Below are 19,858 nucleotides of genomic sequence, written 5' to 3'. Positions count from 1 at the left end.
AATGAATACCGCGTTTTTGGCCGGGTCCCTGGCTAAAAAGTAGTAACGACCAGGATCGTTGAATTGACGTGAGTTGGGTCCGGGCCTGTATTGGGGCTCAACGAGTTTAGCCAGGCTCAGGAGGGTCTGGCTGGACGTCCTTAAGAGTGCAAAGACTTATGGCAAAGCGTGACTATTACGAAGTGTTGGGTGTGGAGCGCGGCTCCAGCGAGGCGGACCTGAAAAAGGCTTACCGTCGCCTGGCAATGAAGCACCACCCGGACCGTAATCCGGATAGCAAAGAATCCGAAGACATGTTCAAAGAGGCCAATGAGGCCTACGAATGCCTGTCTGATCCCAACAAGCGTGCGGCCTACGATCAGTATGGCCACGCGGGTGTCGACCCGAGCATGGGGGGCGGCGGTGCCGGTTTTGGCGGTCAGAACTTCTCCGATATTTTCGGCGATGTATTCAGTGACTTCTTTGGCGGTGGCCGGGGTGGTCAGCGCGGTGGTGCCCAGCGTGGCAGCGACTTGCGTTACACCCTGGAGCTGAACCTGGAAGAAGCTGTACGCGGCACCAGCGTCAATATTCGCGTACCGACGCTGGTTAACTGCAAGCCGTGTGATGGTTCGGGTGCCAAGAAAGGCTCTGCGCCGATTACTTGCCCGACGTGCGGCGGTATCGGCCAGGTCCGTATGCAGCAGGGTTTCTTCTCGGTGCAGCAGACCTGTCCGCGTTGCCATGGGCAGGGCAAGATCATTTCCGATCCGTGCGATTCCTGCCACGGCGAAGGCCGCGTCGAAGAGTACAAGACCCTGGCGGTGAAAGTGCCGGCGGGAGTCGATACCGGAGACCGTATTCGTCTGTCGGGTGAGGGTGAGGCCGGTACCCAGGGTGGTCCGACGGGCGACCTGTACGTGGTGATCAATGTGCGCGAGCACTCGATCTTCCAGCGCGACGGCAAGCACTTGTTCTGTGAAGTGCCGATCAGCTTTGTCGATGCAGCCCTGGGTGGCGAATTGGAGATTCCGACCCTGGACGGTCGGGTCAAGCTCAAGATCCCTGAGGGTACGCAGACCGGCAAGCAGTTCCGTATTCGTGGCAAGGGCGTGGCGCCGGTGCGCGGTGGCGGTGCTGGCGACTTGATGTGTCGTGTGGCCGTGGAAACTCCCGTCAATCTGGGGCGTCGTCAGCGTGAATTGCTTGAGGAATTCCGCAGTTCGCTGGAGGGCGATGACACGCATTCGCCGAAAACAACTGGCTTTTTCGAAGGCGTGAAGCGCTTCTTCGGCGACCTGTAAGGAAGTGAGTATGCGACGTATAGCCGTAATGGGCGCTGCCGGGCGCATGGGCAAGACGCTGGTCGAGGCGGTGCAGCAGCGCTCCCCGGCCTCTGGGCTGACCGCGGCGATTGTGCGTCCCGGTAGCACGTTGATCGGTGCGGATGCGGGTGAGTTGGCTTCGCTGGGGCGTATCGGTGTCTCCTTGTCAGGCAGCCTGGAGCAGGTGGCTGACGAGTTCGATGTGCTGATCGACTTCACCCTGCCGGAAGTGATGCTGAAAAACCTCGCGTTCTGCCGCAAGGCGGGCAAGGCGATGGTGATCGGCACCACGGGGTTGACTGCGCAACAGAAGCAGTTGCTTGAGGAGGCGGGTAAGGATATTCCCGTCGTCTTTGCAGCCAACTTCAGTGTCGGCGTGAATCTGTCGCTCAAGTTGCTGGACATGGCGGCGCGGGTGCTGGGGGATGAGGCGGATATCGAGATTATCGAGACGCATCACCGCCACAAGATCGATGCGCCGTCGGGTACCGCACTGCGCATGGGTGAGGCTATTGCCGACGCGCTAGGGCGTGACCTGTCCAAGGTGGCGGTTTACGGTCGAGAAGGGCATACCGGTGCGCGTGCACGTGACACCATTGGTTTTGCGACTGTCCGCGGCGGTGATGTGGTGGGCGATCACACGGTATTGTTTGCTACCGAGGGTGAACGCCTGGAAATCACGCACAAGGCTTCCAGCCGTATGACATTCGCCAAAGGCGCGGTGCGTGCCGCGTTGTGGTTGGAAGGTCGCGAGCCTGGTCTGTACGACATGCGCGATGTGTTGGATCTGCACTAATCAGTAGCTAAAACGGGGCCTCAGGATTATCCTAAGGCCCCGTTTTTACCCGCTAAGCGACGTCCTGTCGCATTCTCCTGCCTTTAAGGCTCATTAGCGGTGGACCAAAAAAGCCTTTTTCTGTAAGCTACAGCTTTAGTGTGTCCACTAAAAGCGCGCAGAATAATTCAGTGAAGAAGCGGGGTGACGTGTCCATACGTCACTCCGCTTTTTTACAACCTGCGATCGCCCTTTCAGGCTTTATTTACGGGAGGTCTTCTTGACTAAGCCAGCCATACTCGCCCTTGCTGATGGCAGCATTTTTCGCGGCGAAGCCATTGGAGCCGACGGTCAAACCGTTGGAGAGGTGGTGTTTAACACCGCCATGACCGGCTATCAGGAAATCCTTACCGATCCTTCCTACGCCCAACAGATCGTTACCCTGACCTATCCGCACATCGGCAATACCGGTACTACGCCGGAAGACGTTGAGTCTGATCGTGTCTGGTCGGCGGGTCTGGTCATTCGTGATCTGCCACTGGTTGCGAGCAACTGGCGTAACACGATGTCGCTGTCCGATTACCTGAAAGCCAACAACGTTGTGGCGATCGCCGGTATCGATACGCGCCGCCTGACGCGCATCTTGCGTGAAAAGGGCTCGCAGAACGGCTGCATCATGGTCGGTGACAATATTTCCGAAGCTGCGGCAATTGCAGCAGCGCAAGGCTTCCCTGGCCTGAAAGGCATGGACCTGGCGAAAGTCGTCAGCACCAAGGAGCAGTACGAGTGGCGCTCCACCGTCTGGGACTTGAAGACCGACAGCCACGAGACTATCGAAGCGGCTGACCTGCCGTATCACGTGGTCGCATACGACTACGGCGTCAAGTACAACATCCTACGTATGCTGGTCGAGCGTGGGTGCCGCGTGACCGTGGTGCCGGCGCAAACGCCTGCCAGCGACGTGCTGGCCCTGCAACCTGACGGCGTGTTCCTGTCCAACGGCCCGGGTGATCCGGAGCCTTGTGACTACGCCATCCAGGCCATCAAGGAAGTGCTGGAAACCGACATTCCGGTATTTGGTATCTGCCTCGGTCACCAACTGCTGGCGCTGGCCTCCGGCGCCAAGACCCTGAAAATGGGTCATGGTCATCACGGCGCCAACCACCCCGTGCAAGACCTGGACACCGGCGTTGTGATGATCACCAGCCAGAACCACGGTTTTGCGGTGGATGAAGCGACCTTGCCGAGCAATGTCCGCGCGATTCACAAGTCGTTGTTCGACGGTTCCCTGCAGGGTATCGAACGTACTGACAAGAGCGCGTTCAGCTTCCAGGGCCACCCTGAAGCAAGCCCGGGCCCGAACGACGTAGCGCCGCTGTTCGACCGTTTCATCAATGAGATGGCCAAGCGACGCTGACTGAGCGGCCCGCGGGCGGCCCCTACCTCGGTGGCCCCCGTAGGCTCTTCGAAGATTGTTCAAGACGGCTTGCCGACTGACCTGCGGATTTGAGTGACAAACCCATGCCAAAACGTACAGACATAAAAAGCATCCTGATTCTCGGCGCTGGCCCGATCGTTATCGGCCAGGCCTGCGAATTCGACTACTCCGGCGCCCAGGCCTGTAAAGCCCTGCGCGAAGAGGGTTACCGCGTCATCCTGGTGAACTCCAACCCGGCCACCATCATGACCGATCCGGACATGGCCGACGCTACCTACATCGAGCCGATCAAGTGGCAGACGGTTGCCAAGATCATCGAGAAAGAGCGTCCGGACGCACTGCTGCCGACCATGGGCGGCCAGACTGCATTGAACTGCGCCCTGGACCTGGAGCGCGAAGGCGTCCTGGAAAAATTCGGCGTAGAGATGATCGGCGCCAACGCCGACACCATCGACAAGGCTGAAGACCGTTCGCGCTTCGACAAGGCCATGAAGTCCATCGGCCTTGACTGCCCGCGCTCCGGTATCGCCCATAGCATGGAGGAGGCCAACGCAGTTCTCGAAAAGCTCGGCTTCCCGTGCATTATCCGTCCGTCCTTCACCATGGGCGGCACCGGTGGTGGCATTGCCTACAACCGTGAAGAGTTCGAAGAAATCTGCGCCCGTGGCCTGGATCTGTCTCCGACCAAAGAGCTGCTGATCGACGAATCCCTGATTGGCTGGAAAGAGTATGAGATGGAGGTTGTCCGCGACAAAAAGGACAATTGCATCATCGTCTGCTCCATCGAAAACTTCGACCCGATGGGTGTGCACACCGGTGACTCGATCACCGTTGCTCCGGCGCAGACCCTGACGGACAAGGAATACCAGATCATGCGTAACGCCTCGTTGGCGGTATTGCGTGAGATCGGCGTTGAAACCGGTGGCTCCAACGTTCAGTTCGGCATCTGCCCGGACACAGGCCGCATGGTCGTGATCGAGATGAACCCGCGTGTATCGCGTTCTTCGGCGCTGGCATCGAAAGCGACCGGCTTCCCGATTGCGCGTATCGCCGCCAAGCTGGCTATCGGTTACACCCTGGACGAGCTGCAAAACGAAATCACGGGCGGCGCTACGCCGGCGTCCTTCGAACCGTCCATCGACTATGTCGTGACCAAGCTGCCACGCTTTGCCTTCGAGAAGTTCGCCAAGGCCGACGCGCGCCTGACCACTCAGATGAAGTCGGTGGGTGAGGTCATGGCCATCGGTAGGACGTTCCAGGAATCCCTGCAGAAAGCCCTGCGAGGCCTGGAAGTGGGCGTTTGCGGCCTGGACGAGAAGCTCGACCTGAGCAATCCGGAAAGCATGAGCATCCTCAAGCGCGAGCTGACCGTGCCGGGCGCCGAGCGTATCTGGTATGTGGCTGATGCCTTCCGCGCCGGCATGACTGTCGAAGACGTCTTCGGCATGAACATGATCGATCCGTGGTTCCTGGTGCAGATCGAAGACCTGATCAAGGAAGAAGAGAAGGTCAAGACCCTGGGGCTGGCCAGCATCGACCGCGACATGATGTTCCGCCTCAAGCGCAAAGGCTTCTCCGACCAGCGCCTGGCCAAGCTGCTGGGTGTGACCGAGAAGAACCTGCGCACGCATCGCCACAAGCTGGAGATCTTCCCGGTCTACAAGCGCGTTGACACCTGTGCCGCCGAGTTCGCCACCGACACTGCGTACCTGTACTCCACCTACGAGGAAGAGTGCGAGGCTGCGCCGTCGGGCCGCGACAAGATTATCATCCTGGGCGGTGGTCCGAACCGTATCGGCCAGGGTATCGAATTCGACTATTGCTGCGTACACGCCGCCCTCGCGCTGCGCGAAGACGGGTACGAGACCATCATGGTCAACTGCAACCCGGAAACTGTTTCCACTGACTACGACACTTCCGACCGCCTGTACTTCGAGCCGGTAACGTTGGAAGACGTGTTGGAAATCTGTCGCGTCGAGAAGCCCAAAGGCGTGATCGTCCAGTACGGCGGCCAGACCCCGCTGAAACTGGCGCGTGCCCTTGAGGCTGCCGGCGTGCCAATCATCGGCACGAGCCCTGACGCCATCGACCGTGCCGAAGACCGTGAGCGCTTCCAGCAAATGGTTGAGCGCCTGAACCTGCGTCAGCCGCCAAACGCTACCGTGCGCAGCGAAGACGAGGCCATCCGTGCTGCCAGCAAGATCGGCTACCCGCTGGTGGTGCGTCCGTCCTACGTACTGGGCGGCCGGGCGATGGAAATCGTCTACGAAGAAGAAGAGCTCAAGCGTTACCTGCGTGATGCGGTAAAAGTGTCCAACGACAGCCCGGTGCTGCTGGACCACTTCCTCAACTGCGCCATCGAAATGGACGTGGATGCGGTTTGCGACGGTACCGACGTGGTCATCGGCGCGATCATGCAGCACATCGAGCAGGCGGGCGTTCACTCCGGTGACTCCGCGTGCTCGCTGCCGCCGTATTCGTTGCCTGCACATATCCAGGACGAGATGCGCGAGCAGGTCAAGAAAATGGCCTTGGAGTTGGGTGTTGTCGGCCTGATGAACGTACAGTTGGCGCTGCAGGGCGAAGACATCTACGTCATTGAAGTCAACCCGCGTGCTTCGCGTACCGTGCCGTTCGTTTCCAAGTGCATCGGCGTGTCCCTGGCCATGATCGCTGCGCGTGTGATGGCGGGTAAGACCCTGAAGGAAATTGGCTTCACCAAGGAAATCATTCCGAACTTCTACAGTGTGAAAGAGGCAGTGTTCCCATTTGCCAAATTCCCTGGTGTGGACCCGATCCTGGGCCCGGAGATGAAGTCCACCGGTGAAGTGATGGGCGTGGGCGACACCTTCGGTGAAGCGTTCGCCAAGGCCCAGATGGGCGCCAGCGAAGTGCTGCCGACCGGCGGTACTGCGTTTATCAGTGTGCGTGATGATGACAAGCCGCTGGTTGCAGGCGTGGCCCGTGATCTGATCAACTTGGGTTTTGAAATCGTGGCAACTGCCGGGACCGCCAAGCTGATCGAAGCGGCCGGCTTGAAAGTGCGCCGCGTGAACAAGGTGACGGAAGGCCGTCCGCATGTGGTCGACATGATCAAGAATGACGAAGTCACGCTGATCATCAACACCACCGAAGGTCGCCAGTCGATCGCGGATTCCTACTCCATTCGCCGTAATGCCTTGCAGCACAAGATCTACTGCACCACCACTATTGCTGCTGGCGAAGCTATCTGCGAAGCGCTCAAGTTCGGTCCGGAAAAGACCGTGCGTCGCTTGCAGGATCTACACGCAGGATTGAAGGCATGATCAAATACCCAATGACCGTCCAGGGCGCCAAGGCCCTGGAAGAGGAGCACGCCCATCTGACCAAGGTCGTACGTCCAAAGCTGAGCCAGGACATCGGTACGGCCCGCGAGCTGGGTGACTTGAAGGAAAACGCCGAATACCACGCTGCTCGTGAGCAGCAGGGTATGGTCGAGGCGCGGATCCGTGACATCGAAGGCCGTTTGCAGAATGCGGTGATCATCGACGTCACGACTATTCCCCACACTGGCAAGGTGATTTTCGGCACCACCGTGGAGATCGCCAACGTTGAGACTGACGAGAGCGTGGTCTACCACATCGTGGGAGAGGACGAGGCTGACTTCAAGCTCGGCAAGATCTCCGTCGGCTCACCACTGGCCCGTGCCTTGATCGCCAAGGAAGAGGGTGATGTGGTGTCTGTCAAAACGCCAGGCGGTGTGATCGAGTACGAGATTGTTGAAGTTCGTCACGTCTGAAAGGCGGCGCCCGCTTCGTGCGGGTGCCATGCTCTGGCAGCTTGCCCAGATGCTTTGGGTGGGCGGCCTGTGGTTGTTACATCTTGGTGTATTGCCGGTGCTGGGCCTGATTGGCCTGGCTCCGTTGCTGATTGATGAAATCGATGGATTATTGAGTGCGCTGCTGGTGGGTTTCGCGGCGGCGTGCGTAGCACTTCAGGCATTGGTGCTGGTCAAGGCTGAAGGCTTGGAGAGTCTGTGGCGGGATATTCGCGGCCAACTGCTGTTGATGGCGCTGTATGCGTGTGCAATGTACTGCATTGTGCATGTCTGGCTGCCGGAAGCGTTGCGCTGGCAGCTATTCAGCTATCTTGTGCTAGGGTTCTCCGGCCTGGTGCTGGTTATACAGCCTGCTCCGGGATGGAGTGGCGGGGCGCGCGAAGCACGCCCGTGACCCTTTGTATTACTTGAAGCGGTGTACGTTCGACAGTTGCTTGTTGACGCTGAAGTTCTTGCGATACAGCAGCGCCATCTTGCCGATGACCTGAACCAGGTCCGCCTTGCCAACCTTGCACAGTTCTGCAATGGCGGCCAGGCGCGCCTCGCGGTCAAGGATGTTGACCTTGATCTTGATCAGTTCGTGATCGCCCAATGCGCGTTCAAGTTCGGCTAACACACCTTCAGTCAAACCGTTGTCTGCCACAATCAGAACTGGTTTCAGATGGTGGCCAATGGATTTGTACTGTTTCTTCTGCTCTTGAGTGAGCGGCATAATCTGACCCCTGCGTCTGATCTTGTAAAAAGCGGCGGCCAGTTTACCCGAGCGAGTCCGGGACCGCCCAGTTAATCACGACCCGTTTTATTTTCGAGGTGGCCCGTGGCCCGTTCCAAAACTAGCCTTAAGTGGCTGCAAGAGCATTTCAACGATCCTTACGTCAAAAAGGCGCAAAAGGATGGCTATCGTTCCCGGGCCAGCTACAAGCTGTTGGAGATCCAGGATAAGGACAAGTTGATTCGTCCTGGCATGAGCGTTATCGACCTTGGCGCGGCCCCTGGTGGCTGGTCCCAGGTGACCAGTCGTCTGATTGGTGGTCAAGGCCGCTTGATCGCTTCCGACATCCTGGAAATGGACAGTATCCCGGACGTGACCTTTGTTCATGGAGACTTTACCCAGGACACCGTGCTGGCCCAGATCCTCGAGGCTGTGGGAAATTCGCAGGTAGACCTTGTGATTTCCGACATGGCCCCCAATATGAGTGGATTACCGGCCGTTGATATGCCGCGGGCCATGTTCCTTTGCGAATTGGCGCTGGATTTGGCGGGTCGGGTGTTGCGTCCCGGTGGCGATTTCCTGGTGAAGGTGTTCCAGGGCGAGGGTTTCGACGAGTACCACAAGAACATCCGCAAGTTGTTCGACAAGGTGCAGACGCGTAAACCGGACTCTTCCCGGGACCGGTCCAGGGAGCAATACCTGCTGTGCCGCGGCTTCCGTGGTGTCGAAGGCGCGGCGAGTGAAGAGCGTTTTTGAGGAATTCGAGGAGGGCGATAGGTTTTTTTATATCGCTTTCGTCACGAAGCTTTACGAATATTGTGTAGTCAAAGTTTCACAAAGGGTTACAGACGGCGCCTGCCAGAGTTGTAGGTAATGTAGTAAGTTAGGCCGGTGAATATCATGCGAAGCGCGCGCCAGTAGCGGAGCTTGCTTCAGAGGGTAGTTAATTGAACGATATGGCAAAGAATCTGATCCTGTGGTTGATCATCGCGGCTGTCCTCGTGACGGTGATGAACAACTTCTCCAGCCCTAACGAGCCGCAGACCCTCAACTATTCCGACTTCATCCAGCAAGTTAAGGATGGCAAGGTCGAGCGCGTAGCGGTTGATGGCTACGTGATCACCGGCAAACGCAACGATGGCGATAGCTTCAAGACCATTCGTCCGGCAATTCAGGACAATGGTCTGATCGGCGACCTGGTGGATAACCACGTGGTTGTCGAAGGCAAGCAGCCTGAGCAGCAGAGCATCTGGACTCAACTCCTGGTGGCAAGCTTCCCGATCCTGGTGATCATTGCCGTGTTCATGTTCTTCATGCGCCAGATGCAAGGCGGTGCGGGAGGCAAGGGCGGGCCGATGAGCTTTGGCAAGAGCAAGGCGCGCCTGCTCTCTGAAGATCAGGTGAAGACCACCCTGGCTGACGTAGCGGGTTGCGATGAAGCCAAGGAGGAGGTCGGCGAGCTGGTTGAGTTCTTGCGCGATCCAGGCAAATTCCAGCGCCTGGGTGGCCGTATTCCTCGCGGCGTGCTGATGGTCGGCCCTCCAGGTACCGGTAAAACCTTGCTGGCCAAGGCGATTGCCGGCGAAGCCAAGGTACCGTTCTTCACCATTTCCGGTTCTGACTTCGTTGAAATGTTCGTCGGTGTCGGTGCGAGCCGCGTTCGCGACATGTTCGAGCAGGCCAAGAAGCATGCGCCATGCATCATCTTCATCGATGAAATCGACGCCGTTGGTCGCCATCGTGGTGCTGGCATGGGCGGTGGTCATGATGAGCGTGAGCAGACCCTCAACCAGTTGCTGGTCGAGATGGATGGTTTCGAGATGAATGACGGCATCATCGTCATCGCGGCAACCAACCGTCCGGACGTGCTGGATCCTGCGCTGCTGCGTCCAGGCCGCTTTGACCGCCAGGTGGTGGTTGGCCTGCCGGACATCCGTGGGCGCGAACAAATCCTGAAAGTGCACATGCGCAAAGTGCCGATGGGCGACGACGTTGCACCGGCTGTGATTGCCCGTGGTACCCCAGGGTTCTCGGGTGCTGACCTGGCCAACCTGGTGAACGAGGCTTCGTTGTTTGCAGCCCGTACCGGCAAGCGCATCGTTGAAATGAAAGAGTTCGAGCTGGCGAAAGACAAGATCATGATGGGCGCTGAGCGCAAATCCATGGTCATGTCCGAAAAAGAGAAGCAGAACACTGCTTATCACGAAGCGGGTCACGCCATTGTGGGGCGCGTCGTGCCTGAGCATGACCCGGTCTACAAAGTGTCGATCATTCCTCGGGGTCGCGCCTTGGGTGTCACCATGTTCCTGCCGGAAGAGGATCGTTACAGCCTCTCCAAGCGTGCGCTGATCAGTCAGATCTGCTCGCTGTACGGCGGTCGAATTGCTGAAGAGATGACCTTGGGCTTCGATGGTGTGACCACGGGGGCTTCCAACGACATCATGCGCGCCAGCCAGATTGCGCGGAACATGGTGACCAAGTGGGGTTTGTCGGAAAAACTTGGTCCTTTGATGTATGCCGAAGAAGAAGGTGAAGTATTCCTGGGGCGTGGCGGCGGTGGTCAAAACGCCAGTTTCTCCGGTGAGACAGCCAAGCTGATCGACTCTGAAGTGCGCAGTATCATTGACCAGTGCTACGGCACTGCCAAGCAGATCCTGACCGATAATCGCGACAAGCTTGATGCAATGGCTGATGCACTGATGAAGTACGAGACCATCGACGCAGACCAGATCGACGACATTATGGCCGGTCGGGCACCTCGTGAGCCTCGTGATTGGGAAGGTGGCTCGGGTACTTCGGGCACCCCGCCTGTGGTTCAGAACGAACGCCCTGAAACCCCAATTGGTGGCCCGGCAGCTGATCATTAAGGTTTGAAATGACTTTTGCTCCGTCCTCCCCCGGTTGCCTTGCGGCAACCGGGTTCTTGATTTGGCCCATACGCATGTCATGGGCATTCTTAATGTAACCCCTGACTCCTTTTCCGATGGTGGCCGCTTCAGCCAGCTTGATGCTGCGTTGCGTCACGCAGAAGCCATGGTGGTGGCCGGCGCGACCTTGATTGATGTCGGTGGTGAATCGACTCGGCCTGGTGCTCGCGCAGTTTCTCCTCTGGAGGAGTTGGAGCGCGTGGCGCCGATTGTCGAGCGCATCGCTCGAGAGTTGGATGTGATCATTTCGGTTGATACCTCCACCCCGGCCGTGATGCGTGAGACTGCGCGCTTGGGTGCCGGCTTGATCAACGATGTGCGGTCCCTGCGGCGCGACGGAGCCCTGGATGCAGCTGCAGCTACCGGTTTGCCGGTGTGTTTGATGCATATGCTGGGTGAGCCCGGCAATATGCAGGACAGCCCGCACTATGATGATCTGGTGGGTGAGGTGAGTGGTTTTCTCTCCGAGCGCGTTGCCCAATGCGCTGCGGTAGGTATTGCGCCGGAAAGGATCATCCTTGATCCGGGGTTTGGTTTCGCCAAGACCCTGCAACACAATTTGAGTTTGTTCAAACACATGGAGTCCTTGCATGCCCTTGGTCGGCCCCTGTTGGTCGGTGTTTCGCGCAAGAGCATGATAGGGCTGGCATTGAGCCGTCCGGTGGGTGAGCGGTTGTACGGCGGTCTTGCACTGGCGGCGCTCGCGGTGACCAAGGGTGCGCGCATCTTGCGTGTGCATGACGTTGCTGAGACCGTGGATGTGGTACGCATGATTGCAGCTGTGGAATCAGCCGAATAAGAATGATGGAGCACTTATGACTAAAAAATACTTTGGCACCGACGGTATCCGTGGTCGGGTCGGCGAGTTTCCGATTACTCCTGATTTCATGCTCAAGCTTGGATGGGCGGCGGGCATGGCGTTCCGCAGCATGGGGGCATGCCGCATCCTGGTGGGCAAGGACACCCGAATTTCAGGGTACATGTTTGAATCAGCGCTTGAGGCCGGCTTATCCGCCGCAGGCGCCGATGTGATGTTGCTGGGGCCAATGCCGACGCCCGCGATTGCATACCTGACGCGTACCTTTCACGCTGAGGCCGGTATTGTGATCAGTGCTTCGCACAATCCACATGACGACAACGGCATCAAGTTCTTCTCCGGTCAGGGCACCAAGTTGCCGGATGAGATTGAGCTGATGATCGAAGAGCTGTTGGATGCGCCGATGACCGTGGTCGAGTCCAGTAAGCTGGGCAAGGTGTCGCGCATCAATGATGCGTCCGGTCGTTATATCGAGTTCTGCAAGAGCAGTGTGCCAACCAGTACCAATTTTGCCGGCCTTAAGATTGTTGTCGACTGTGCCCATGGTGCGACCTACAAAGTCGCGCCAAGTGTATTCAGGGAACTTGGTGCAGACGTGACGGTTCTGTCGGCTCAGCCCAACGGATTGAATATCAACGAAAACTGCGGCTCCACTCATATGGAGCAGTTGCAGGCCGCAGTCCTGGCCGAGCACGCCGACCTTGGGATTGCCTTCGACGGTGACGGCGACCGCGTGCTGATGGTTGACCATACCGGTGCAGTGGTGGACGGCGATGATCTGTTGTTCATCATTGCCCGCGACCTGCATGAGCGTAACAAGCTGCAAGGCGGTGTCGTCGGTACGCTGATGAGCAACCTGGGGCTTGAGCTGGCGCTGGCAGACCTGGGTATTCCTTTTGTTCGCGCCAACGTCGGTGACCGGTATGTGATCGCCGAGCTGCTGGAGCGTAACTGGCAGGTAGGTGGTGAGAACTCCGGGCACGTGGTGTGCTTCCAGCACACCACCACCGGCGACGCGATTATTGCGGCGTTGCAGGTGCTATTGGCTTTGCGTCGCCGCGAAGAGAGCCTGGCCCAGGCGCGTCAGGCTTTGCGCAAATGCCCGCAAGTATTGCTGAACGTGCGTTTCGCAGGTGGGGAAAATCCGATCGAGCACCCTGCTGTCAAAGAGGCTTGCGAGCGCGCGACCCTGGCAATGGCTGGTCGTGGACGGGTATTGCTACGCAAGTCCGGCACAGAGCCTTTGGTGCGCGTCATGGTCGAAGGTGACGACGAAATACAGGTTCGCGGCCATGCCGAAGACCTGGCAAAACTGGTAACTGAAGTTTGCGCCTGAATTCGGCTTGCCAGTGATGATGTGGTTGGGTAACATCTGCGCCCACTTTGACCGACGAGGTACAGCATGCGTCGCACTATGGTAGCTGGTAACTGGAAGATGCACGGTACCCGCGCCAGTGTCGCTGAGCTGATCAATGGCCTTCGTCACTTGGCTTTGCCTAGCGGTGTTGATATCGCGGTGTTCCCGCCTTGCTTGCATATCACCCAAGTGGTGGATGGCTTGAAAGGTAAGTCGATTCAGGTCGGCGCGCAGAACTCTGCGGTGGAAGCCATGCAAGGTGCGTTGACCGGTGAGATTGCACCGAGTCAGCTGGTTGATGCGGGTTGTTCCTATGTGCTTGTCGGGCACTCCGAGCGCCGTCAGATGATGGGCGAGCGTGATGGGACACTCAATCGCAAGTTCGCAGCGGCACAGGCTTGTGGCTTGATTCCGGTGTTGTGTATTGGGGAGACCCTTGAGCAGCGTGAATCGGGCAAGACCCTTGAGGTTGTCTCGCGTCAGCTTGGCAGCATCATCGAGGAGCTGGGTGTTGGTGCGTTCGCAAAGGCGGTAATTGCTTACGAGCCGGTCTGGGCCATTGGTACCGGGCTGACTGCTACACCGCAACAGGCGCAGGATGTGCATGCAGCCATTCGCGCTCAGTTGGCGGCAGAGAATTCTGAAGTCGCACAAGGTGTGCGGCTTCTATACGGCGGCAGCGTGAAGGCGGCCAATGCGGTCGAACTGTTCGGCATGCCGGATATCGATGGGGGGCTCATTGGTGGGGCTTCCCTGAATGCAGATGAGTTCGGTGCGATTTGTCGCGCCGCGGGAAACTGAAAAAATGCTGGAAACAGTCGTAGTCGTTTTTCATCTGTTGGCTGCCCTGGGCGTAGTTGCCCTGGTTTTGTTGCAACAGGGTAAAGGTGCGGATGCTGGTGCGTCTTTCGGTGCAGGTGCTTCAAATACTGTGTTCGGAAGCCAAGGTTCCTCTACCTTTCTTAGTAAGTTTACTGCTATACTTGCCGCCGGTTTCTTCATAACCAGCTTAGGGTTAGGTTACTTTGCTAAAGAGAAAGCTCATGTGCTGACTCAAGTAGGTTTGCCAAACCCAGCAATGTTGGAAGTACCAAAGGCAAAACCGGCTTCTGATGATGTCCCGGTGCTTCAAGAGCAAAAGTCGGCTACTCCAGCGACTGACGTACCTCCAGCTCAAGAGCAGAAGTAAGAAGGGTTGTAAACGCTGTATTGCCGAGGTGGTGGAATTGGTAGACACGCAACCTTGAGGTGGTTGTGCCCATAGGGTGTAGGGGTTCGAGTCCCCTTCTCGGTACCAATTATCAGGAGAGCCCGCTGTTGCGGGCTTTCTTGTAGGTGGAAGGTTACATTGACCCTGTAAGGGATCGGTCGTATACTTCCGCCCCAGCTTTGTCGCGGGGTGGAGCAGTCTGGTAGCTCGTCGGGCTCATAACCCGAAGGTCGTCGGTTCAAATCCGGCCCCCGCAACCAGTTTTAGCGGAGCCCCTTTTAAGGGGCTTTTTGTTAGCTGGACACTTTCAACGCCGCTGTTCGACGGCGTTTCAAGGATGGGCGTTTCGCCCATTTTTTTATTTTGCACAGCATGCACATACATGCACGAGGGGGTTCAGGTGTCGAGCAAGCTAGAAGAGTTGCAGGCCTTGTTGGCCCCGGTGGTCGTGGCCCTAGGCTATGAATGCTGGGGTATTGAGTTTTCGGCTCAAGGTCGCCACTCAATGTTGCGCGTTTATATCGATAAAGAGGGCGGCGTGCTGGTGGACGATTGTGCCATTGTCAGCCGTCAGATCAGCGGTGTTCTGGATGTTGAAGATCCTATCTCCGTTGAGTACACCCTCGAAGTTTCCTCGCCAGGCATGGAACGCCCACTGTTCACTATTGATCAGTTTGCAAAATTTGCCGGTGAACAAGTGAAGATCAAGCTGCGATCCCCGTTCGAAGGGCGTCGCAACTTTCAGGGCCTTCTGCGCGGTGTAGAAGAACAGGATGTCGTGGTGCAGGTAGAAGACCATGAGTTCCTGTTGCCGATCGATATGATCGACAAGGCCAACATTATTCCCAGTTTTGACTGAGACGCGGATCCCGCGGATCCAATGGCTTGCGAAAGGCGAGGCGTACGATGAGCAAAGAAGTACTGCTGGTTGTTGAGTCGGTATCCAATGAAAAGGGCGTACCGGCAAACGTGATTTTTGAAGCGTTGGAGCTGGCCCTGGCCACTGCTACCAAAAAGCGTTTTGAAGACGAAGTTGATCTGCGTGTGGAAATCAACCGCCACACCGGTGCCTATGAGACTTTCCGTCGCTGGACGGTCGTCGAAGAGGCCGATCTTGATGATCCGGCCATCGAAACCTGGCCAAGCAAGGTTGCTGAAACGCACCCAGGTGCCCAGGTCGGTGATGTCGTTGAAGAAAAGATCGAGTCCATCGAGTTCGGCCGCATTGCTGCACAGACCGCCAAGCAGGTCATCGTGCAGAAGGTTCGCGAAGCCGAGCGCGCTCAAGTCGTTGATGCCTATCGCGAGCGTCTGGGGGAAATCATCTCCGGCACCGTGAAAAAAGTTACCCGCGACAATGTGATCGTCGACCTGGGCAACAACGCTGAAGCGTTGCTGGCCCGCGAAGACATCATCTCCCGCGAAACCTTCCGTGTTGGCGTGCGTTTGCGTGCGCTGCTCAAGGAAATCCGCACCGAGAACCGTGGCCCTCAGTTGATCCTGTCGCGTACTGCGCCGGAAATGCTGATTGAGCTGTTCCGTATCGAGGTGCCGGAAATTGCCGAAGGCCTGATCGAAGTCATGGCTGCGTCCCGCGACCCGGGTTCGCGTGCCAAGATCGCGGTCCGCTCCAAGGACAAACGCATCGACCCGCAAGGCGCTTGCATCGGTATGCGCGGTTCGCGCGTCCAGGCAGTGTCGGGCGAATTGGGTGGTGAGCGTGTGGACATCGTCCTCTGGGACGATAACCCGGCGCAGTTCGTGATCAATGCCATGTCGCCGGCTGAAGTGGCGGCAATTATCGTTGACGAAGATGCCCATGCAATGGACATCGCCGTTGGCGCAGACAATCTGGCCCAGGCCATTGGTCGTGGTGGTCAGAACGTGCGTCTGGCCAGCCAGTTGACCGGCTGGACCCTGAACGTAATGACCGAATCGGACATCCAGGCTAAGCAGCAAGCTGAAACCGGTGACATCCTGCGCAACTTCATCGACGAGTTGGAAGTCGACGAAGACCTGGCGCAGGTGCTGGTAGATGAAGGCTTCACCAGCCTGGAAGAGATTGCCTACGTACCGTTGGAAGAAATGCTCAACATCGACGGCTTTGACGAAGACACCGTCAACGAGCTTCGCGCTCGGGCCAAGGATCGTTTGTTGACTAAAGCCATCGCTACTGAGGAAAAGCTGGCAGACGCCCATCCGGCCGAAGACCTGCTCTCGCTTGAGGGTATGGACAAGGATTTGGCGATGGAACTGGCGGTGCGCGGCGTAATTACCCGCGAAGACCTGGCCGAGCAGTCTATTGACGATCTGCTCGACATCGACGGCATTGACGATGATCGTGCCGGCAAGTTGATCATGGCCGCCCGAGCCCATTGGTTCGAGTAATTAGGCGCGGCCTGAGGAGAGAAGTGCATGACGCAAGTCACGGTGAAACAACTGGCCGATGAGGTCAAAACACCGGTAGAGCGCCTGTTGCAGCAGATGCGTGAGGCAGGTCTGCCGCACACCGCCGCCGATGAAGGTGTGAGCGATAGTGAGAAGCAGTCTTTGCTGACTCACTTGAAGAGCAGCCACAAGGCGAAAGTGGAAGAACCGCGCAAGATTACATTGCAGCGCAAAACCACCAGCACCCTGCGGGTTGCCGGTAGCAAGAGCATCAGCGTTGAAGTACGCAAGAAGAAAGTCTTCGTACAGCGCAGCCCGGAAGAAATCGAAGCCGAGCGCAAACGCGAACTGGAAGAACGTCGCGCAGTAGAAAATGCTGCACGTCAGAAGGCTGAAGAAGAAGCCAAGCGTCGCGCCGAAGAAGAAGCGCGTCGTCAGCCTGCTGCTGCTGCGCAAACGGCTTCCACTGAAGCGGTAGCCGCGCCTGGCGCTCCTGTAGACGCTGTGCGTGAGGCCGCTCCGGTTGCCGCTGCACCAGCACCTGCTGCCGATGCCCGCAAGCGCGAAGAACCTCGTCGTCCGGATAAACCACGTGCCGACGATAACAATCGTCGCGGTGGTGGTGGCGATGGCGAGCGCAAAAACGCTCCGCATCGTGCTTCGGTCAAAGAGAAAGCGCCTGCTCCACGCGTTGCTCCACGGACTACCGACGAAGAAAGCGATGGCTTCCGTCGTGGTGGTCGCGGCAAGGCCAAGCTGAAGAAACGCAACGCCCACGGTTTCCAGAGCCCAACCGGCCCTGTCGTGCGTGATGTGCAGATCGGCGAGACCATCACGGTTGGCGATCTTGCCAACCAGATGTCGGTCAAGGCTGCTGAAATCATCAAGTTCATGTTCAAACTGGGTACTCCAGCGACCATCAACCAGGTGCTTGATCAGGAAACTGCTCAACTGGTAGCCGAAGAACTGGGCCACAAAGTGACCCTGGTCAGCGACACCGCCCTGGAAGATTCCCTGGCAGAGTCCCTGAAGTTTGAAGGCGAAACGTTCTCCCGTGCGCCAGTCGTGACCGTAATGGGCCACGTTGACCATGGTAAGACTTCGCTGCTCGACTACATCCGTCGTGCCAAGGTAGCTGCTGGCGAAGCCGGTGGTATCACCCAGCACATCGGTGCGTACCACGTTGAAACCGAGCGCGGCATGGTCACCTTCCTCGACACCCCAGGTCACGCCGCGTTTACCGCAATGCGTGCCCGTGGTGCCAAGGCGACTGACATCGTGATTCTGGTCGTTGCAGCGGACGACGGCGTGATGCCGCAGACCATTGAAGCTGTCCAGCACGCTAAAGCCGCTGGTGTTCCTCTGGTTGTTGCCGTGAACAAGATCGACAAGCCGGGCGCCGATCTCGATCGCATACGTAGCGAACTGTCGGTTCATGGCGTGACGTCTGAAGAGTGGGGCGGTGATACGCCGTTCGTTTCGGTTTCGGCGAAAGTCGGTACTGGCGTTGACGAACTGCTCGAAGCTGTCCTGCTGCAAGCTGAAGTACTTGAACTGAAAGCAACCCCATCTGCCCCAGGTCGTGGTGTTGTGGTTGAGTCGCGTCTCGACAAAGGTCGTGGCCCGGTTGCAACCGTACTGGTTCAAGACGGTACCCTGCGTCAAGGCGACATGGTACTGGTCGGTTCGAACTATGGCCGTGTACGTGCCATGCTCGACGAGAACGGCAAGCCAATCAAGGAAGCCGGTCCTTCCATCCCTGTCGAGATCCTCGGCCTGGACGGTACTCCGGACGCTGGCGACGAGATGAGCGTGCTGTCTGACGAGAAGAAAGCCCGTGAAGTGGCTCTGTTCCGTCAAGGCAAGTTCCGTGAAGTCAAACTGGCTCGCGCGCATGCCGGCAAGCTGGAAAACATCTTCGAGAACATGGGCCAGGCCGAGAAGAAGACGCTTAACATCGTCCTCAAGTCTGACGTTCGTGGTTCCCTCGAAGCGTTGAACGGCGCCTTGAATGGCCTGGGTAACGACGAAGTGCAAGTGCGTGTTGTGGGTGGCGGTGTCGGTGGTATTACCGAGTCCGACGCCAACCTGGCACTGGCTTCCAACGCTGTACTGTTCGGCTTCAACGTGCGTGCCGATGCTGGCGCTCGCAAGATCGTCGAGCAGGAAGGCCTGGACATGCGTTACTACAACGTCATCTACGACATCATCGAAGACGTCAAGAAAGCCCTCACCGGCATGCTTGGCAGTGACGTCCGGGAGAACATCCTGGGTGTCGCCGAAGTACGTGATGTGTTCCGCTCGCCGAAATTCGGTGCGATCGCCGGTTGCATGGTTATCGAAGGTACCGTGTACCGTAACCGTCCAATCCGTGTACTGCGTGAAGACATCGTTATCTTCGAAGGCGAGCTGGAATCCCTGCGCCGCTTCAAGGATGACGCTTCCGAAGTGCGTGCCGGCATGGAATGCGGTATCGGCGTCAAGAGCTATAACGACGTCAAGGCTGGCGACAAGATCGAAGTCTACGAGAAGGTTCAGGTTGCTCGCAGCCTCTAACTCGCGCACTTCAGGAGCCACGCCGCGTGTGGGCATGCAAATGCCCCGCGCAGCGTGCGGACTCTAAACGCAACGCCCGGTCTGGCTTTTGTCAGGCCGGGCGTTTGCCGCTTTCAGACCCCATGGGTTTCACCGTGTGGCAGTAACAGGTAACAAGACATGGCAAAAGAATACAGCCGTACCCAGCGTATCGGCGATCAGATGCAGCGTGAGCTGGCCCAACTGATCCGTCGCGAAGTCAAAGACCCCCGCGTTGGCCTGGTCACCATCACCGCTGTTGAAGTGAGCCGTGACGTGGGTCACGCGAAGATCTTCATCACCGTGATGGGGCAGGACAACAGCGAAGAAATCGCGCAAAGCATCAAGGTGCTCAACTCGGCCGCAGGTTTCCTGCGCATGCAGTTGGCCCGTGAAATGAAGCTGCGCAGCGTGCCCCAGTTGCACTTCCACTACGACGAAAGCGTCGTGCGTGGCGCGCACCTGTCGGCACTGATTGAGCGCGCCGTGGCTGAAGACAGCCAGCACCCATCCACACCTGAAGACGCCAAGGAGTAAGC

17 protein-coding genes and 2 tRNA genes are annotated in these 19,858 nt (G+C 57.9%); 18 read left to right on the top strand and 1 reads right to left on the bottom strand.

The genetic code is table 11. From position 1 onward, the window contains the following. The first annotated feature begins 158 nt into the window (after positions 1-158). The 6 genes from dnaJ (at position 159) to NIBR502773_RS10895 (ending at position 7,728) form a co-directional block, all read left to right on the top strand. Complete coding sequence (dnaJ, locus tag NIBR502773_RS10920) at positions 159-1,283, top strand: molecular chaperone DnaJ (RefSeq protein ID WP_065925314.1); 1,125 nt, start codon at positions 159-161, stop codon at positions 1,281-1,283. 10 nt (positions 1,284-1,293) lie between these two features. After that, positions 1,294-2,100 carry a 4-hydroxy-tetrahydrodipicolinate reductase gene (gene dapB / locus NIBR502773_RS10915; RefSeq protein ID WP_065938283.1) on the top strand — a complete coding sequence of 269 codons (807 nt, stop codon included), beginning with the start codon at positions 1,294-1,296 and terminating at the stop codon, positions 2,098-2,100. A 259-nt stretch (positions 2,101-2,359) separates the two neighbouring features. Next, positions 2,360-3,496 (top strand): glutamine-hydrolyzing carbamoyl-phosphate synthase small subunit, encoded by a 1,137-nt coding sequence (gene carA, locus NIBR502773_RS10910; RefSeq protein ID WP_141156034.1) that lies wholly within the window; start codon positions 2,360-2,362, stop codon positions 3,494-3,496. 104 nt (positions 3,497-3,600) lie between these two features. Next, a complete protein-coding gene (gene carB, locus NIBR502773_RS10905; protein ID WP_141156033.1) occupies positions 3,601-6,822 on the top strand; it encodes a carbamoyl-phosphate synthase large subunit in 3,222 nt (1,073 codons plus the stop codon). Next, positions 6,819-7,295, top strand: a complete 477-nt coding sequence (greA, locus tag NIBR502773_RS10900) for a transcription elongation factor GreA (RefSeq protein ID WP_115487576.1) — start codon at positions 6,819-6,821, stop codon at positions 7,293-7,295. The genes carB and greA overlap by 4 nt, the downstream gene beginning before the upstream one ends. A gap of 28 nt (positions 7,296-7,323) precedes the next feature. Beyond that, positions 7,324-7,728, top strand: coding sequence for an MFS transporter (locus NIBR502773_RS10895; RefSeq protein WP_065938281.1), 405 nt, complete (start codon positions 7,324-7,326; stop codon positions 7,726-7,728). Positions 7,729-7,737: 9 nt separating this feature from the next. Here the strand turns inward: NIBR502773_RS10895 and NIBR502773_RS10890 are convergent, their stop codons facing one another. Next, positions 7,738-8,046, bottom strand: a complete 309-nt coding sequence (locus tag NIBR502773_RS10890) for a YhbY family RNA-binding protein (protein ID WP_017139256.1) — start codon at positions 8,044-8,046, stop codon at positions 7,738-7,740. A gap of 105 nt (positions 8,047-8,151) precedes the next feature. Here NIBR502773_RS10890 and rlmE point away from each other — a divergent pair, with 105 nt between their 5' ends. The 12 genes from rlmE to rbfA all read left to right on the top strand — a co-directional run bounded on the left by rlmE (position 8,152) and on the right by rbfA (position 19,856). Further along, the gene (gene rlmE / locus NIBR502773_RS10885) at positions 8,152-8,802 is read left to right on the top strand and encodes a 23S rRNA (uridine(2552)-2'-O)-methyltransferase RlmE (RefSeq protein ID WP_015885924.1); all 651 of its coding nucleotides are present in this window, start codon (positions 8,152-8,154) and stop codon (positions 8,800-8,802) included. 200 nt (positions 8,803-9,002) lie between these two features. Next, entirely contained in the window at positions 9,003-10,913 is a 1,911-nt protein-coding gene (gene ftsH, locus NIBR502773_RS10880; RefSeq protein ID WP_027605365.1) for an ATP-dependent zinc metalloprotease FtsH, read from the top strand. Positions 10,914-10,947: 34 nt separating this feature from the next. Further along, complete coding sequence (gene folP, locus NIBR502773_RS10875; RefSeq protein WP_141156032.1) at positions 10,948-11,772, top strand: dihydropteroate synthase; 825 nt, start codon at positions 10,948-10,950, stop codon at positions 11,770-11,772. Between the two features lie 16 nt (positions 11,773-11,788). Continuing rightward, complete coding sequence (gene glmM, locus NIBR502773_RS10870) at positions 11,789-13,126, top strand: phosphoglucosamine mutase (RefSeq protein ID WP_115487578.1); 1,338 nt, start codon at positions 11,789-11,791, stop codon at positions 13,124-13,126. Between the two features lie 66 nt (positions 13,127-13,192). Beyond that, positions 13,193-13,948: a triose-phosphate isomerase gene (tpiA, locus tag NIBR502773_RS10865; protein WP_015885920.1), complete on the top strand. Its 756-nt coding sequence runs from the start codon at positions 13,193-13,195 to the stop codon at positions 13,946-13,948. A gap of 4 nt (positions 13,949-13,952) precedes the next feature. Beyond that, positions 13,953-14,336, top strand: a complete 384-nt coding sequence (secG, locus tag NIBR502773_RS10860) for a preprotein translocase subunit SecG (RefSeq protein WP_141157837.1) — start codon at positions 13,953-13,955, stop codon at positions 14,334-14,336. A gap of 22 nt (positions 14,337-14,358) precedes the next feature. Continuing rightward, positions 14,359-14,444: transfer RNA gene (locus tag NIBR502773_RS10855), tRNA-Leu, on the top strand. 96 nt (positions 14,445-14,540) lie between these two features. Further along, positions 14,541-14,617 (top strand) — tRNA-Met (locus NIBR502773_RS10850). A 140-nt stretch (positions 14,618-14,757) separates the two neighbouring features. Beyond that, positions 14,758-15,216 carry a ribosome maturation factor RimP gene (gene rimP, locus NIBR502773_RS10845; RefSeq protein WP_003235029.1) on the top strand — a complete coding sequence of 153 codons (459 nt, stop codon included), beginning with the start codon at positions 14,758-14,760 and terminating at the stop codon, positions 15,214-15,216. A gap of 47 nt (positions 15,217-15,263) precedes the next feature. Further along, the gene (gene nusA / locus NIBR502773_RS10840; protein WP_003212187.1) at positions 15,264-16,745 is read left to right on the top strand and encodes a transcription termination factor NusA; all 1,482 of its coding nucleotides are present in this window, start codon (positions 15,264-15,266) and stop codon (positions 16,743-16,745) included. A 27-nt stretch (positions 16,746-16,772) separates the two neighbouring features. Continuing rightward, on the top strand, positions 16,773-19,301 hold the full coding sequence (gene infB, locus NIBR502773_RS10835) for a translation initiation factor IF-2 (protein WP_141156031.1): 2,529 nt from the start codon (positions 16,773-16,775) through the stop codon (positions 19,299-19,301). Positions 19,302-19,460: 159 nt separating this feature from the next. After that, complete coding sequence (gene rbfA, locus NIBR502773_RS10830) at positions 19,461-19,856, top strand: 30S ribosome-binding factor RbfA (protein WP_003176137.1); 396 nt, start codon at positions 19,461-19,463, stop codon at positions 19,854-19,856. The last annotated feature ends 2 nt before the right edge of the window (positions 19,857-19,858 follow it).

Origin of the sequence: Pseudomonas sp. NIBRBAC000502773 (assembly GCF_006517195.1) — a bacterium.
In the GTDB taxonomy this organism is placed as follows: domain Bacteria; phylum Pseudomonadota; class Gammaproteobacteria; order Pseudomonadales; family Pseudomonadaceae; genus Aquipseudomonas; species Aquipseudomonas marginalis.
Note: the sequence above shows the minus strand (reverse complement) of the source record. Positions and strands in the feature narration are given on the sequence as shown.

Coding starts and splice junctions, on each gene's coding strand:
- dnaJ (WP_065925314.1), top strand. CDS start 159: ATGGCAAAGCGTGACTATTACGAAGTGTTGGGTGTGGAGCGCGGCTCC.
- dapB (WP_065938283.1), top strand. CDS start 1,294: ATGCGACGTATAGCCGTAATGGGCGCTGCCGGGCGCATGGGCAAGACG.
- carB (WP_141156033.1), top strand. CDS start 3,601: ATGCCAAAACGTACAGACATAAAAAGCATCCTGATTCTCGGCGCTGGC.
- greA (WP_115487576.1), top strand. CDS start 6,819: ATGATCAAATACCCAATGACCGTCCAGGGCGCCAAGGCCCTGGAAGAG.
- NIBR502773_RS10895 (WP_065938281.1), top strand. CDS start 7,324: ATGCTCTGGCAGCTTGCCCAGATGCTTTGGGTGGGCGGCCTGTGGTTG.
- NIBR502773_RS10890 (WP_017139256.1), bottom strand. CDS start 8,046: ATGCCGCTCACTCAAGAGCAGAAGAAACAGTACAAATCCATTGGCCAC.
- ftsH (WP_027605365.1), top strand. CDS start 9,003: ATGGCAAAGAATCTGATCCTGTGGTTGATCATCGCGGCTGTCCTCGTG.
- glmM (WP_115487578.1), top strand. CDS start 11,789: ATGACTAAAAAATACTTTGGCACCGACGGTATCCGTGGTCGGGTCGGC.
- tpiA (WP_015885920.1), top strand. CDS start 13,193: ATGCGTCGCACTATGGTAGCTGGTAACTGGAAGATGCACGGTACCCGC.
- secG (WP_141157837.1), top strand. CDS start 13,953: ATGCTGGAAACAGTCGTAGTCGTTTTTCATCTGTTGGCTGCCCTGGGC.
- nusA (WP_003212187.1), top strand. CDS start 15,264: ATGAGCAAAGAAGTACTGCTGGTTGTTGAGTCGGTATCCAATGAAAAG.
- infB (WP_141156031.1), top strand. CDS start 16,773: ATGACGCAAGTCACGGTGAAACAACTGGCCGATGAGGTCAAAACACCG.
- rbfA (WP_003176137.1), top strand. CDS start 19,461: ATGGCAAAAGAATACAGCCGTACCCAGCGTATCGGCGATCAGATGCAG.